Below are 13,888 nucleotides of genomic sequence, written 5' to 3' on the forward strand. Positions count from 1 at the left end.
CGGCTAGAAGCTGCTGCCGGAGCTGCCGCCGCCGATATTGCCGGAGCTGCCGCCCAGGGAAGCGGCGCCGCCAGCGCTGGTGTCGGAGGCCGTGCCCAGCGGGTTATAGCTGCCGACACCGCCGATCAGCTGCTGCAGGAAGCCGGCGGAACCGCCGGGAACCGGCGTCTGCTTGCCGTCCATATCGACGCGGATGCCGTCCTTGAGATCCTTGCGGACATAGGATTCATACGTGCCGTTGCCATTGAAGGTGACCACCACGACGCTCTGCTTCTTCACGCCCTCGGTCTGGCCGATCCGCATCTTGGTGATCTGCGAGACATAGACCCAGTTATTCGGGTCATATTGCTCCACGAAGGTCGGCGGGCCGATCAGCGCCTGCACATCCGCCTGCTGCGACACGCCCGGGGTGAGCTGCTTCAACTGATCATTCGTCACCGCGATGCCGCGATAATGCGGCGCGTCGGAGAAGATGGCGCAGCCGGACAGGCCCGTCAGGGCGCAGAGAAGCAGGCTTTGGGACAGCTTGGTCAGGCGCACGCGTCTATCCTTAATCATTGGGAGCGATCTCTCGCCCGGTTGGGTCTCATGGCAGGGGCTTACGTGTCAATGCGCAGCGTCTATATTGCATGAATGACGGAAGAATTCAGCTATCCGGTGAAGGCCGGGCAGATCAAGGACCAGAAGCTCGAATACAGCCTGAAGGCGAACGATGCCGAGCGCGCGGCGCTGGCCAAGCGCTTCGGGCTGGTGGCGCTGGGCAAGCTCGAAGGGCAGTTCACCCTTTGGCATGAACGCGCGGGCATCATCGCCGCCAAGCTGAAAATGCGCGCGGTTGTGACCCAGAGCTGCGTGGTCAGCCTGGAGCCCTTCGAGGCCAAGCTGAACGAGACCGCTGAGCTGCGCTTCGTGCCGGAGGCGCATATGGGCCAGGCGCCGCGGGTTGAGGATAGCGACGAGGATGAGGAGGACATCACCCCAGCTTCCTTCGATTCGCCCGACGAAATCCCTTATGCCAACGATATCATCGATCTGGGTGCCGCCCTGGCCGAGCAGCTGGGGCTGGCGCTGGACCCATATCCGCGCAAGCCGGGGGCAAGTTTGCCGGAAGAGGCCAGCGATAGCAGCGCCAACCCTTTCGCCGCCTTGGCCGCCCGGCTGACCAAGCCCGAGGGCTAACCCCCGGCTAGCGCGCTGTTTTCCAATATAATGAGCAGCTATGACTTGCGATGCGCCCTGGCCTCTGCTACGCGGCGCCTTCCATATTACTCAGACTGTTTCTGTAAGGCGTTTTGTCATGGCTGTTCCTAAGCGAAAGACCTCTCCCTCCCGCGCCGGCATGCGCCGCAGCCACCAGGCGCTGACCGCCAACGCGCATGCCGAGTGCGCCAATTGCGGCGAGCTGAAGCGCCCCCACCATGTGTGCGCCCATTGCGGCCATTATGACGGCCGTGAAGTCGTCGGCGCCGGCAAGGAAGCCAAGGGCGTCGTTCGCGTCTAACCGCTATCGCGGTTTGGCGTGAAATGGTGGTGTAACCCGAGACAGGGGTGAGATGAGCCAGAGCAGTAAACTGGCAGTGGATGCCATGGGTGGTGACCACGCGCCGGACGCGATTATTGCGGGGCTCGACATTGCCGCGGAACGCCATCCGCAAGCGCAATTCCTGATTTTCGGCGACGAGGCGCGGTTGCGTCCGGTCCTGGCCAAGTGCAAGCGCCTGGCCGGGCGGTACGAGCTGCGCCACGCCGCCGAGGTGATCACCGGCGACATGAAGCCGACCGTGGCGCTGCGTTTGCGCGATTCCTCGCTGCGCCGCGCCATCGATGCTGTGCTGGCCGGTGAGGCCGAAGGCGTGATCTCCGCCGGCAATACCGGTGCGCTGCTCGCCCTCTCCAAAATCGTTCTGAAAACGCTGAAGGGCATCGACCGCCCGGCCATGGCCGCCATCGCCCCGTCCGCCAAGGGCGATGTGGTGATGCTCGATCTCGGGCTGAACGTGGTTTACGACGCCCGCAATCTGGTCGAATTCGCGTTGATGGGCACGGTGTTCGCCCGCATCGTGCTCGGGCTTCCGACCCCCACATTCGGCCTGCTGAATATCGGCTCCGAGGAAGGCAAGGGCGATGAGACGCTGCGCGCCGCCTCCAATACGTTGCGCGAAAGCCCGATCGCCGGGCAGTTCTACGGCTTCGTCGAAGGCCATGATATCGCCGCCGGCACCGTGGATGTGGTGGTGACGGACGGCTTCACCGGTAATGTCGCGCTGAAAACCGGCGAGGGCGCCTTGAAGCTGGTGGGCGATCTGCTGCGCCAGGTCTTCTCCGCCGGGCCGTTCGCGAAAATGGGCTATCTCTTCGCCCGTGGCGCGCTGAAGCGCCTGAAGGAAACCTTGGACCCCCGCCGCTATAATGGCGCGGTGCTGCTGGGGCTCAACGGCGTGGTGGTCAAATCCCATGGCGGCACCGACGCGCTGGGCTTTGCCCATGCGGTGGATGTGGCGCTGGACATGATCGCCAATGATTTCAACAGCCGCATCGCCGACGCCCTGACGGCGATGGACCACGCCATCCTCTCCGAAGCCCCGGTGCCGAACCAAAATGGTTGATGACAATCTGAGCCTTCGCCGCGCCGTGCTCACCGGCATCGGCGCCTATCTGCCTGCGCAAATCGTCACCAATGCCGATATGGCGGCACGGGTCGAGACCTCGGATGACTGGATCACCGAGCGCACCGGCATCAAGCAGCGCCATTTCGCCGCCCCGCACGAAACCGCCGCCTTCATGGGCGCCGAAGCCGGACGTCAGGCGCTGGAGAGAGCCGGGCTGGCGCCGGAGGCGCTGGGCGCCATCATCGTCGGCACCTCCACCCCGGACCAGGCTTTTCCCTCCACCGCCGTGCATATCCAGGCGGCCTTGGGCGCGAAAAACGCTTTCGGTTTCGATCTCTCCGCCGCCTGCTCTGGCTTCATCTATGCGCTCTCGGTCGCGGATGCGATGCTGCGCGCCGGCCAGGTGCAGAGCGTTCTGGTGATCGGCGCCGAGGTCTATTCCCGGATCCTGAATTTCGAGGACCGCACCACCTGCGTGCTGTTCGGCGACGGCGCCGGCGCGGTGCTGCTGGAAGCCAAGAGCGTGGCCAAGGACGGGCCGGGCGTACTCTCCACCCATCTGCACGCCGATGGCAAGCTCGCGGATATTCTCTATGTCGACGGCGCCGTCGGCCAGCCTGACAAATCCGGCCATCTGGTGATGCATGGGCGCGAGGTGTTCCGCCACGCCGTCACCTTGCTGGCCGGGGCGGTGAATGAGGCGCTGACCGAGAACGGCCTCACCGCCGCCGATATCGATCTGCTGGTCCCCCACCAGGCCAATCGCCGCATCATCGACGGCGTTGGCAAGAAGCTCGGCCTGCCGGATGAGCGCGTTATCGTCACTGTCGACAAGCACGCCAACACCTCCGCCGCCTCCATCCCGCTGGCGCTCGCCGTGGCGATGGAAGAGGGCAGGGTCAAGCCCGGCCAGCTGGTGCTGCTGGAAGCGCTGGGCGGCGGCTTGACCTGGGGTTCCGCGCTGCTGCGCCTCTAAAACCCTTTAAGATCAGCATCTCCCCACGAGTCGCCGCGATTTCACGCGAATCGGTCAAGAACTGATTGACCGCCAAGCCGCTCGTGCTAATCTTGCAAAATGAACACTTTGACGCGTGCACAGCTAACTGAGGCGATCTACGCGAGTGTCGGCTTGTCGCGGCACGAATCGGCGGATCTGCTTGAGCATGTCCTGAACCGGATCGCGGATGCGCTCGAGGTTGGAAAATCTGTTAAAATTAGTGGCTTCGGCACTTTTTCTGTCAGGCAGAAGGGGCGCCGTATTGGCCGGAATCCGAAAACCGGTGTTGAAGTCCCGATCCTGCCGCGGCGCGTTCTGGTGTTTCGCCCCAGCCAGATGTTGCGCGACGCGGTGAATGGCGGCCCGTCCGCCGCCCCCAAAGACTGACTGAGCGAAGGATCGCATGGTGGATGAAGAATTTAACGCGGCGCTGGATGACGGCGTAGCGTCCGACCTGAACCATGAGGCCGGGCGTCCGCGTATCCGCAAGGCCGCCGATGCGTTCCGTACCATTTCCGAAGTCGCTGACGAGCTGCATGTGCCCCAGCATGTGCTGCGCTTCTGGGAGACGAAATTCCCGCAGGTGCGGCCGCTGAAGCGCGGCGGCGGGCGGCGCTATTACCGGCCCGAGGATGTGGCGCTGCTGCGCCGGGTCGCGGATCTGCTTTATACTCAAGGCTATACCATCAAGGGCGTGCAGCGCCTGCTGCGCGATTCGGCGCCGAACCAAGCTTCTGAGCCGGCCCGCCAGGCCGCCGCCGAGTTGCCGCTGGACCAGCCGCCGGTCCCGGTGCCCGTTCTGGTGCCGGTGGTCGATGCCTCTGAGACCATGCTGGTTGAGGAGGCTGTGCAGACCGAGACAGCGCCACGCGAGGAGATTTCGCAGCCGGAGGAAGACGCCGCGCCATCGCGCCCGGAGCCTGTCCTGGCGGCCGATGTGCCAGCGCCGATCCAGCTGCTTGCGCCTGAGGACGAAATCCTCCGGTTGCGCGCGCTGCTCACCGAAACTTTGCTGGCATTGGAGGCGATGCGCGGGGTTCTGCGCTGATTGCCGCTCAAGCATCGCCCTTACCCAAACCGCCGCGCCCGCTGGGCCGGCGGTTTTCTTTTGGCCGACGGTTTTCTCGCCTCTGCCCCTTGGCGGCGCGCCCCCTTGCTGCTACAGCCTCGCCGCAGGTCCGGAGCGTAGCGCAGCCTGGTAGCGCATCAGTCTGGGGGACTGGGGGTCGTGGGTTCGAATCCCGCCGCTCCGACCATTTTCCATCTCATAAATCCTTGTTCATCAGCGGTTGAGCCCCCAATTCAGCCGTGATTTGGCGCGCCACGCGGCGTGCCGTGAACGGGATCAGAACGCATGAAAATCGGATTTATCGGGCTGGGGCAGATGGGCCACGGCATGGCGGCGAACCTCATCAAGGCCGGGCATGAGGTCACGGTTTATAACCGCACCCGTGAGAAAGCTGTGGGGCTGGACGCGCCGATCGCCGCCACCCCCGGCCAGGCCGCCGCCGGCAAGGAGATGCTGTTCACCATGCTCGCCAATGATGCGGCGTTGGAGGCGGTGCTGCATGGGCCGGATGGGATTCTGGCGCATCTGCCGCAGGGCGCGCTGCATATTTCCTGCAGCACCATCGCGGTGGCCACCGCCGAGGCGCTGGAGACGGCCCATGCCAAGGCCGGGCAGCGTTATCTCTCCGCGCCGGTCTTTGGCCGGCCGGATGCCGCCGCCGCCGCCAAGCTGTTCATCGCCGTGGCCGGGGCCAAGGCGGATATCGCGGCGGCGCAGCCGCTCTTCGATGTCATCGGCCAGCGCAGCTTCGTGCTCAGCGAGACCCCGTCCCACGCCAATCTGGTCAAGCTCAGCGGCAATTTCCTCATCGTCTCGGTGATCGAGGCGCTGGGTGAGGCGCTGGCCCTGGTCGGCAAAGGCGGGGTGGATAAGGCGGCCTATCTGGAGCTGCTCACCTCCACTCTGTTCAACGCGCCCGTCTATAAAATCTATGGCCAGATCCTGCTGGAGCAGAAATTCTCGCCGCCCGGCTTCGCCGCCCCGCTCGGCCAGAAGGATATCCGCCTGGTGCTGCAGGCCGCGGAGGCGCTGAACGTGCCGCTGCCGCTCGCCAGCCTGCTGCGCGACCGTTTCCTGACGCTGATGGCGAATGGCGGCGAACATCTGGACTGGGCGGCCATCGGCGCGCTGGCGGCGAAAGATTCCGGCCAGGCTTGAGCCGGCTCCCCGTTCCTTTTAGAACAGAGGCACGGGGATGGAGTCCCCCAAAACCGCTCCTTCGGGGAGCTGATGACTCCTGCACGCATCATGCGCTTTGCATGGAACGCTGCGGGAGTTTTGTGCCTGATTGGGCATCTCCCGCGGCATTGAAGAAGGAGAGAGAGAGACCATGTTGCAAACCCTGGTTGTCGCGCTGGGCGGGGCCATCGGCTCGGTCGGGCGTTATTGGGTGGCCCTATTTTTCGCCTCGGTCAGCAAAAACCTGCCCGTCGGCACCATCATCATCAATATTATCGGCTCCTTCGCCATCGGGTTTTTCGGCTCGCTGACGCTGAGCCATGGCAAATTCCCGGCCCCCGAGCCGGTGCGGATCTTCTTCATGGTCGGGGTCTGCGGCGGCTTCACCACCTTCTCCTCCTTCAGCCTGCAGACGCTGGATCTGCTGCGCGGCGGCGCGCCGGGCCGGGCCTTGCTGAATATCTTCGTCTCCGTGCTGCTTTGCCTGGCGGCGGTGGCGGCGGGGTACGCGCTGGGCACGCATCTCGGCGGCACTGGTGCTCAGATTGCGGAGGTGGCTCAGACGGCGATCGAAGAGGAAGCCTCCTGATGCTGCGCGTGCTCGCTCTGCTCACCGAAACCGCGACGGCGGATCAAATCCTCTCCGCCAGCGCCTGCCTGCTCGCCCAGGCTGGCCCCGCCGCGATCACGCTGCTGCATCCGCTGGCGCAGACCGACCCTGATTTCATGCCCACTGAAGAGGTGCACACCGCCCGCACCGATGCCCGCTTTGCCGCCAGCCAGCAGGCGCTGGCGGTTGAATTGGCGCAGCGCGCCGATGCCTGGCGCCAGACCGGCCTGCCCAGCCTGGAAATCCGCGCCGGCGTGCCTGAACAGATCGTCACCGCGGCGGCGCGGGAGGCGGATCTGATCCTGCTCGCCGCCCCGCAGGGCGATGCCGATGCCCGCGCGCTGCTGGACCTGCTGCTGCTGCGCATGGCCAAGCCGGTGCTGCTGCTGCCCCGGCAGATGCCGCGCAGCTTCGCGCAGAGCATCGCCATCGCCTGGTCGGATGCGGAGAATGCCGCCGCCCGGGCCATCGGCGCGGTGCAGGCGCTGCTGCGCGCCTGCCAGCGCGCCACCATCCTGCTCGGCACCGACAGCGCCCATGCGGCGGCGCCGCCGCAAGCCTTGCTGGACAGTCTGGAAGCGGCCGGCCGCCCGGCGCAGCTGCATGAATTCGCCCTCGCCGGGCGCCATGTCGGCACCGCCTTGCTGGCGGAGGCGCATGCGGTGGGCGCGGATTTCCTGGTCATGGGGGCGTTTACCCATGGGCGGCTGCGCGAAATCCTGTTCGGCGGCGCCACCGCCGAGGTGCTGCGGCAGCTCGATCTGCCGGTATTGATGCAGCATTGACCGGGCCGGGTCGATTTTGCGTCGAAATCCCGCGACTCTCTCCCAAAGCCCCCTATAGTCTCTAGCGATATGAATGATTTCCTGACCTCGATGCTGAGCCTGCTGGTGGTGGCGACCCTGGTGGCGCTGATCGCCCATCGTTTGAAACTGCCCTACACGGTGGGGCTGGTGCTGGCCGGAATCGCGCTGGCGGTGAGCCCGTTCCAGGCCGGGCTGACCCTGACCCAGAGCATCATCTACGAAATCATCCTGCCGCCTCTGCTGTTCGAGGCCGCGATCAACATCCAATGGAAGGATCTGCGGCTGGACGCGTTGCCGATCCTCACGCTGGCGTTGCCCGGCACGCTGATCTCGGCGGCCTTCGTCACTGCCGCGCTGCATTTCGGCCTGGGCTGGCCCCTGCCGCCGGCTTTGATGTTCGGCGTGCTGATCGCCGCGACCGACCCTGTCGCGGTCATCGCCATGTTCAAGGATAATGGCGTGCGCGGCCGGCTGCGGCTGCTGGTGGAGAGTGAGAGCCTGCTCAATGACGGCGTCGCCGCTGTGCTGTTCGCGCTGGCCTTGGTCTGGGTGCAGGCGGCGGGGCAGGCGCATGTCAGTGTCGGGCAGATTGGCGGGTTGCTGCTGGTCACGGTCGGCGGCGGCATTCTGGCCGGGGCGCTCTGCGCCGGGGTGGCGATTTTGCTGGTGCGCGGCACCGAGGATCATCTGGTGGAGAGCACCGTCACCGCCGTGCTGGCCTATAGCGCCTTTCTGCTGGCCGAGCATTTTCACGGCTCGGGCGTGCTGGCCACGGTCACAGCCGGGCTGTTGCTGGGCAATCTCGGGCTGGCCGAGACCAAAACCCGCTTCACCGGCATGGTCAGCGTGAAGGGCAGGGAGTTCGCGCTGGAGATGTGGGATTTCGTCGCCTTTATCGCCAACTCCATGGTGTTTCTGCTCATCGGCATCACCGTGGCGGGGATTCCGTTTCATAAGCTGGGGATTTGGGCGCTGGTCTTCATCATTCTGGCGGTGCTGGCCGGGCGGGCGCTGACGGTCTATCCGCTTTGCGCCTTGTTCGCGGGCTCACGCTGGCGCATCGAGCCGCCTTGTCAGCACGTGCTCTGGTGGGGGGCTTGCGCGGGGCGCTGGGGCTGGCGCTGGCGCTCTCACTGCCACGGGATATGCCGATGCATGACGAGGTGCTGGTGGCGACCTTCGGTGTCGTCGTGGTCTCGGTGGTGGGGCAGGGGCTGACGATGCCGTTGCTGCTGCGACGCCTCAAGATTGGCGGCGTGCCGGAATAGAAAACCAAGAGCGCAATAGGCGTTGCGGTTGAGGCGCCAGCATCAAGATGGACACATCAAATTGCGCGCTAAAAAATAGAGCCTCAAGCTGAAGGCTTGAGGCTCTAAAAACCATGAAGGGGCGTTTTTGAAAAAACGCCCCTTCATCCTCAAAAAATTCTGCTCACTTCGCCTTGGATTTCGGCTTGGCCTTCGCCACAGGCTTCGCTTCTGGTGCCTTGGCTGGCGCTGCTTTCGCCTTGGCGGCCGGCTTCGCCGCCGGTGCCTTCACAGGCTTCGCCGGCGCATCCGGCAGCAGCTTCGCCCCCACGATCTCCTCGATATAAGCCCGGTAGCGCGCGATATACTCATCCATGCCCAGATGCGCCTCGGCATAATCGCGCGCGCCCTTGCGCAGCTTCGCGCTCAGCTTGGCATCGCCCAGCAGCCGCAACACGTTATCGGCCAGCTTGTCATGATCCAGCGTCGGGGTGGAAAGCCCGTTCACCCCGTCCTTGATGAACTCCGCCACCGTCACGCTGTCCGCGCCGATGATGGCGCAGCCGCAGCCCAGCGCCTCGCGCAGTGACCAGGAGGCGACGAAGGGGTAGCTGAGATAAACATGCGCGTCCGAACGCTTCAGCAGGGTCAGATGGTCGCCATACGGCACCTTGCCCATGAAATGCACGCGCGAGCTATCGATCTGGCCGTCCAGCTCCTTCATCATCTTCTGCCGCCAATTGCCGCCTTCGGCGGGCATGGCGCCATAGCTGATATCGTCGCCGCCAACGAGCGAGACCACCACATCCGGCCGCGCCTTCAGAATTTTCGGCAAAGCCCGCATCATGGTGTGGAAGCCGCGATAGGGCTCCAGATTGCGCGAGACGAAGGTGATCAGCTTCTGCTTCGGCGTGACGGTGAGCGGGCCGACCTTCACGGTTTTCTTGAACAGGCTGGGGTCCGGCGCGCAGAGTGACAGATCCACCCCTTCCTCGATGATCCGCATCTTGCCGCGGGCCCATGCGGGATAGGTGTCGTACTGCCAGCGCGTCGGGGTCTGGCCCCATTGCTCCAGCGCCAGCGCCAGCAGATTGATCGTGTTCTTGCCGCGCACCGCGCCGAAATTGGTCACATGCATCGGGAATTCCGGGTCGAAATTCACGTCCGAATCATGGATGCGGTAATAGAACTCGAAATAGCCTAGGATCGGCACGCCGGGGAAGACATCGCAGAGATTGAGCATCTCACCCCAGCCATGATGGCCGATGATGATGTCCGGCTTGAAGCCCAGCGCCTTGATCTGGGCGAGGCCCTGATAACCGGCCTGGGCGCGGATCGCCGCCTGCTCGAATTCCCGCGCCGCCGGGGTGAGGGATTTGGGCGGCGGCGGCGGCCGGGAATAGGTGACCTTGCGCACCCCTTCCATGTAATTCTGGTTCGGCTCGGACATGAACACGATCTCGTGCGTGCCCGGCTCCGCCTGGTTGTCGGCCAGCAGGCTGCGCAGAATATGCAGATACTGGCCGGGGAAGTTCTGATGGACGAAGAGGAAATTCACGCCAGGCCTCGCCGGGTTTTACTTGCGGGCCTTGGCCGGCTTTTTGCCGCGCGGGGTCAGGGTGATCTGGAACGCCTCCAGCGGCGCCAGGCGCTCCGCCTCGCAGGTCTCGTCATTGCCGACCGGCCCGGCCGAGGCGCCGCCGATGAATTTCGCGGAATAGGAAATATCGTACTGCTCCGCCGCTTCGCCGGAGAGACGCACACGCAGCCCCAGCAGCGGCAGCGCCATGCCGCGCGAGCCGCAATATTGCCCGGCCTCCACCCAGGGGGAGAGCCAGCCACGGCCCAGCACCGCCTGGTAGGTGAAATCCGCCGGGGCGATTCCCGCCGGCGCCTTGATCGAGAAGCCCTCGATCCAGTTCTTGCTGCCAGCCTCGCCCAGCCAGTCCCCGAAGGCGGCGCCGACATCGCCGCGGCTCTGGATATGCGCCATGAAATCCATCTCCTCGGCCGGGTTCATCGCCGTGCTGGCCGGGGCGGGGGCGGGTTCAGCGGCCGCGGCGGGCTGGTTGGCGGCGATCTGCGCCTCGCCCAGCAGCTGGCGCACCTGCAGCTTCGGCGCCGCATCCGGCAGATTGGCGTATTGGTAGATGGTCACCAGCACCTGGCCGGGCTGGTTCTTCACCCGCACCAGTGCGGCATCGCCCTCGGCATTCAGCCAGCCATCGCCACGGAAGCTGGAAATCTCGACATTCTGCGCGCCCGACGGCGGCGGGGAGACGCGCACGCCCGGCATGCCGTTATGAATGGCGGCACCCGGATTCAGCTCGTTAACGAAACAGAACAGCCCCGGCGGCAACTGCATCAGATGCCCGGTCACCTTCAGCTCCTGCAGCTTGGCGCCGCCCTGGTTGGCGGCCTCCGGCTGGGGGGCGGGTGCGGGCGCTGCCGGCTTCTTGGGCGTGGCGGTGGCGGATTTGGCAGCGGCCATGGGGTGTCCTCGAAGTTAGAAATTCAAAAAGCAAGACAGCGTGGTTGCCCATATTGTTGCAGAACTTTCCACACACGCAAGGCATGACACAGCTAACTTAACGAAGCCCGACTGGCCAGCCTGAGGGGGGCGCTGCGGGGTCAAAAATTGATCCCGAGCAGGGCGTTGTTGATCCGTTCCGCTGGCAGACCGAGCGGCAGCACGGCGCCGCGCCGGGTGGCCCGCACCCGCTCCGCCTGGGCGCCCAGATCGAACACCAGCGCGTACAGCCCCGCCGCCCAGGCCTCGGTGAGGGTGAAGCACCAGGTTTCCGGGCAGATCGAGGGAATGAAGGCGAGGTCGGGCTGGATCTGCGCGATCAGCCCGGCCAGCTCCTCGGGCTTGTAGCCGCCGGTGATCTTGACCCCGGCCTCGAGCAGCGCGCCGTCCTCGGCGCTGGACCCGATGATGAAAAACTCCAAGGGCAGGGCGCGGGCTTTCGCATCCAGGGCGCAATCCAGCAGCACGTCATAACCCTTGGTGGGGCCGATGCCGCCCAGCACCGCGATCCGCCGCGCCCCCGCCCGTGGCGGGCGCAAGGAGACGGGCTGGCTGTCATCGTCCCACGCGGTGATGCGGGGCTTCAGCCCGGGGAAATGCCGCGCCAGGCGGCGGGCCATGTCCCCCGAGGGTACGCGCACCTCTCCGGCGGCGGCGAATTCGGCGCGGGAGCGGGCGAGCAGGCCTCGTACCGGCAGCGCCTCGAACACGCCGCGCCGGTCCTGCTTCACGCAGGCCTCGCAGCCTTTCACATCCGGTTCGCCGCAATAGCGCAGAGGCGCTTCGCGCGTCGGGCGGTTAAGCAGCGAGACGCGCGGGCAGAAGCTCGCATAATCATGCAGCACGATGTCCTGCCGCACCCCCAGCGCCGCCGCCAGCCCGCGCAGCGCCTCGTGCTGGCCCAGCATATGGTGCATCTCCACCCGCTCGATCCTGAAGCCGCGCAGCAGCGCCAGCATGTCTTCGAACTGGCGGGCAAGGTCGAAGCTCAGGTTGGGGCTGGTCCGGGTATGGCCGTCGCAGAGCAAGGCCGGCCAGGGGTAGCGCGGGGCTTTGCGCGTGGTCGGAAATTTCGTTGTCAGCACCAGGGGAAATTTCCCCTGCGCGCGCAATGCTTCGCAGACTCGCGCGACCTGCCTGGCCACCCCGCCGCCATGGCCATGGCTGATCAGCAGCACGCTGCGCCGCCCGGCGCGCGCCGCCTGCAGCCGGGCCGCATCCAGCGCGGCGCGGGCGGGGGCGAGCGCATCCGCCGCTCTGGCCTCTTCGATCAGCGCCCGGTAGCCCGGAAAGAGCTGCTCCAGCACCGCCTGATTGCGCCGCATCAGTGCCTGGGTGGCGCCCCGGAAGGAAACCCCGCCGCGATGCGCGACATAGGCGCCCAGGGCGGCAACACTGGCAAAGCCGAGATGGCGCGCTCGCAGGCAGAAATCATTCTCCTCGCCATAGCCCTGGGCGAACAGCGCGGTGCGCAAAAACCCTGTCTGTTTCAGGCAATCATGCCGGATATAGAGGCAGAACCCGACCCCGGTGGGAATTTCCGCCCAGCCCAGCCCGTTGGTCTTATGCGCCAGCCGGTCCAGCCTGGTGGCGCCGGCCAGATCCGGCATCGCATTGCCGCCGGCGGGATCGGGATAGGAGCAGAGCGTCGCCTCGTTGGAGAGCGGGGTGATCGTGCCGATGCAAGGTGCCGCATAGGCGACCTCGCGCAGCGTCGCGAAAGCATCTTTCGGGACCAGAACGTCACTATTGAGCAATATCACATCGTGATCTGCCGCCGCGCCCAGGCCGGTATTCACCGCCGCGCAGAAGCCCCGATTCGTCTCGTGCCGCAGCAGCTCGATCTGGCCGCGCTTTGCCGCCCGGTTCAGCAGGGCGGCCAGGGCCGGCTCCGGGGTGGCGTCATCGACGACGATCAGCCTGGCGCCGCGCGGCGCGGCGCGGCGCGCACTCGCCAAGGCGGCCCTGGCCTCCTCCAGCCCGCGATAGACCGGCATGATGATGGCGAGCCGGGCCCGGCGCGGGCAGCGTGACGGGGCTTGGCCGCGCTGGGCCGCCTTGCGCGGGGGCTGCGCGAAATCCGCCGGGTTCAGCGGCGCGCCGAGCAGCGCCCGCCCATCCGCGCCGCTGACCAGATAAGGCGGGGTGAGGCCGGCGAGGCGCCGGGCGGTGAGGCTGAACCGGTAGCGGGGCAGCAACGGCGTGGCCTCATCCGCCGCCAGCGCGGCGCCGCAGGTGAGGCTGAGCCGGGCGCCATTGCCGCCGGTGACGATGAGGCGCGGCTTCTGTTCCGGTGCGGCCGGGCGTACCGCCCAGCCGCGCAGCCCGCCGCGATGCGCCTCCACCACGCCCTCTATTCGGTTCAGCACCGCTTCGTCGGGGGCGCCCCCGAGAAAGGGCGGCCGGCCGTGCTGGATGCGTGTTCCCCGCGCATCCATCCCCTGAAATCCACCATAGCCGGCATTCAGGCTGATATGTTGCAGGAAGGCCGGCAGCTGCGGATCGTCCCCCAGGCAATGGCGGGCCAGCAGGGCCTCGGCGGCGCGGGCGGCGGCGGCGGCATCGCCCTGAATCTGCGCGGCGATGGCGAGGCCAATCCAGGCGGTGGCACTGTCATGCTTGGCCGCGATCTCGGCGAAACGCGCCGCCGCCCGCCGCGCTCCGTCCGGCCCGTCCGCCAGCTCGCGCTGCGCCAGTTCGAGATCGATTCGGGGGTCTTGCGGCGCCAGCCGCTTGGCGCGGTGCAGCCAGAACAGCGCATCCTCGCCCGGGCGCTGCGCCCGCAGATAGGCGGCGGTGGCGGTGCTCGGGTCTGCCGTGCCGGGCGTTTTGCTCAAGCGC

General features: G+C 66.2%; 14 protein-coding genes, 1 tRNA gene and 1 riboswitch. Of the genes, 11 read left to right on the forward strand and 4 right to left on the reverse strand.

Features of this window, described 5'->3' with window-relative positions; genetic code table 11:
- Window positions 1–3 precede the first annotated feature (3 nt).
- Window positions 4–540 (reverse strand): outer membrane protein assembly factor BamE, encoded by a 537-nt coding sequence (locus ACZ46S_RS02665; protein ID WP_295741302.1) that lies wholly within the window; start codon window positions 538–540, stop codon window positions 4–6.
- A 93-nt stretch (window positions 541–633) separates the two neighbouring features.
- On the opposite strand from ACZ46S_RS02665, the gene ACZ46S_RS02670 reads away from it, so the two are divergent.
- The 11 genes from ACZ46S_RS02670 (at window position 634) to ACZ46S_RS02720 (ending at window position 8,488) form a co-directional block, all read left to right on the forward strand.
- Window positions 634–1,179, forward strand: a complete 546-nt coding sequence (locus ACZ46S_RS02670) for a YceD family protein (RefSeq protein ID WP_464063265.1) — start codon at window positions 634–636, stop codon at window positions 1,177–1,179.
- Window positions 1,180–1,297: 118 nt separating this feature from the next.
- Complete coding sequence (gene rpmF / locus ACZ46S_RS02675) at window positions 1,298–1,501, forward strand: 50S ribosomal protein L32 (RefSeq protein ID WP_008492897.1); 204 nt, start codon at window positions 1,298–1,300, stop codon at window positions 1,499–1,501.
- A 52-nt stretch (window positions 1,502–1,553) separates the two neighbouring features.
- A complete protein-coding gene (gene plsX, locus ACZ46S_RS02680) occupies window positions 1,554–2,606 on the forward strand; it encodes a phosphate acyltransferase PlsX (protein WP_464063266.1) in 1,053 nt (350 codons plus the stop codon).
- Window positions 2,599–3,585 carry a beta-ketoacyl-ACP synthase III gene (locus tag ACZ46S_RS02685; protein ID WP_464063267.1) on the forward strand — a complete coding sequence of 329 codons (987 nt, stop codon included), beginning with the start codon at window positions 2,599–2,601 and terminating at the stop codon, window positions 3,583–3,585. Before plsX ends, ACZ46S_RS02685 begins: the two co-directional genes overlap by 8 nt.
- Window positions 3,586–3,684: 99 nt before the next feature.
- On the forward strand, window positions 3,685–3,993 hold the full coding sequence (locus tag ACZ46S_RS02690) for an integration host factor subunit alpha (RefSeq protein WP_464063268.1): 309 nt from the start codon (window positions 3,685–3,687) through the stop codon (window positions 3,991–3,993).
- 16 nt (window positions 3,994–4,009) lie between these two features.
- On the forward strand, window positions 4,010–4,654 hold the full coding sequence (locus ACZ46S_RS02695) for a MerR family transcriptional regulator (RefSeq protein WP_464063269.1): 645 nt from the start codon (window positions 4,010–4,012) through the stop codon (window positions 4,652–4,654).
- 131 nt (window positions 4,655–4,785) lie between these two features.
- A tRNA-Pro gene (locus ACZ46S_RS02700) sits at window positions 4,786–4,862 on the forward strand.
- Between the two features lie 98 nt (window positions 4,863–4,960).
- Window positions 4,961–5,833: an NAD(P)-dependent oxidoreductase gene (locus tag ACZ46S_RS02705; RefSeq protein WP_464063270.1), complete on the forward strand. Its 873-nt coding sequence runs from the start codon at window positions 4,961–4,963 to the stop codon at window positions 5,831–5,833.
- A 24-nt stretch (window positions 5,834–5,857) separates the two neighbouring features.
- Window positions 5,858–5,922: riboswitch (Fluoride riboswitch) on the forward strand.
- A gap of 83 nt (window positions 5,923–6,005) precedes the next feature.
- Window positions 6,006–6,443, forward strand: a complete 438-nt coding sequence (gene crcB, locus ACZ46S_RS02710; RefSeq protein WP_295741326.1) for a fluoride efflux transporter CrcB — start codon at window positions 6,006–6,008, stop codon at window positions 6,441–6,443.
- Window positions 6,443–7,249, forward strand: coding sequence for a universal stress protein (locus ACZ46S_RS02715; protein WP_464063271.1), 807 nt, complete (start codon window positions 6,443–6,445; stop codon window positions 7,247–7,249). The genes crcB and ACZ46S_RS02715 overlap by 1 nt, the downstream gene beginning before the upstream one ends.
- Window positions 7,250–7,318: 69 nt before the next feature.
- Window positions 7,319–8,488: a cation:proton antiporter gene (locus ACZ46S_RS02720; RefSeq protein WP_464063272.1), complete on the forward strand. Its 1,170-nt coding sequence runs from the start codon at window positions 7,319–7,321 to the stop codon at window positions 8,486–8,488.
- Between the two features lie 213 nt (window positions 8,489–8,701).
- Here ACZ46S_RS02720 and ACZ46S_RS02725 read toward each other — a convergent pair whose 3' ends face one another.
- The 3 genes from ACZ46S_RS02725 to ACZ46S_RS02735 form a co-directional block, all read right to left on the reverse strand.
- The gene (locus ACZ46S_RS02725) at window positions 8,702–10,075 is read right to left on the reverse strand and encodes a glycosyltransferase (protein ID WP_295741336.1); all 1,374 of its coding nucleotides are present in this window, start codon (window positions 10,073–10,075) and stop codon (window positions 8,702–8,704) included.
- 18 nt (window positions 10,076–10,093) lie between these two features.
- Entirely contained in the window at window positions 10,094–11,008 is a 915-nt protein-coding gene (locus ACZ46S_RS02730; RefSeq protein ID WP_295741339.1) for a hypothetical protein, read from the reverse strand.
- A gap of 140 nt (window positions 11,009–11,148) precedes the next feature.
- Window positions 11,149–13,884: a glycosyltransferase gene (locus tag ACZ46S_RS02735; RefSeq protein ID WP_464063273.1), complete on the reverse strand. Its 2,736-nt coding sequence runs from the start codon at window positions 13,882–13,884 to the stop codon at window positions 11,149–11,151.
- Between the last annotated feature and the right edge of the window lie 4 nt (window positions 13,885–13,888).

The sequence above is a fragment of the Acidocella aluminiidurans genome (assembly GCF_055383125.1).

Bases quoted from the DNA above. Each gene is read 5' to 3' on its own strand.
- ACZ46S_RS02715 (WP_464063271.1), top strand. From the start codon at position 6,443: ATGCTGCGCGTGCTCGCTCTGCTCACCGAAACCGCGACGGCGGATCAA.
- crcB (WP_295741326.1), top strand. From the start codon at position 6,006: ATGTTGCAAACCCTGGTTGTCGCGCTGGGCGGGGCCATCGGCTCGGTC.
- plsX (WP_464063266.1), top strand. From the start codon at position 1,554: ATGAGCCAGAGCAGTAAACTGGCAGTGGATGCCATGGGTGGTGACCAC.
- ACZ46S_RS02730 (WP_295741339.1), bottom strand. From the start codon at position 11,008: ATGGCCGCTGCCAAATCCGCCACCGCCACGCCCAAGAAGCCGGCAGCG.
- ACZ46S_RS02690 (WP_464063268.1), top strand. From the start codon at position 3,685: ATGAACACTTTGACGCGTGCACAGCTAACTGAGGCGATCTACGCGAGT.
- ACZ46S_RS02685 (WP_464063267.1), top strand. From the start codon at position 2,599: ATGGTTGATGACAATCTGAGCCTTCGCCGCGCCGTGCTCACCGGCATC.
- ACZ46S_RS02720 (WP_464063272.1), top strand. From the start codon at position 7,319: ATGAATGATTTCCTGACCTCGATGCTGAGCCTGCTGGTGGTGGCGACC.
- ACZ46S_RS02695 (WP_464063269.1), top strand. From the start codon at position 4,010: ATGGTGGATGAAGAATTTAACGCGGCGCTGGATGACGGCGTAGCGTCC.
- ACZ46S_RS02705 (WP_464063270.1), top strand. From the start codon at position 4,961: ATGAAAATCGGATTTATCGGGCTGGGGCAGATGGGCCACGGCATGGCG.
- ACZ46S_RS02670 (WP_464063265.1), top strand. From the start codon at position 634: ATGACGGAAGAATTCAGCTATCCGGTGAAGGCCGGGCAGATCAAGGAC.
- rpmF (WP_008492897.1), top strand. From the start codon at position 1,298: ATGGCTGTTCCTAAGCGAAAGACCTCTCCCTCCCGCGCCGGCATGCGC.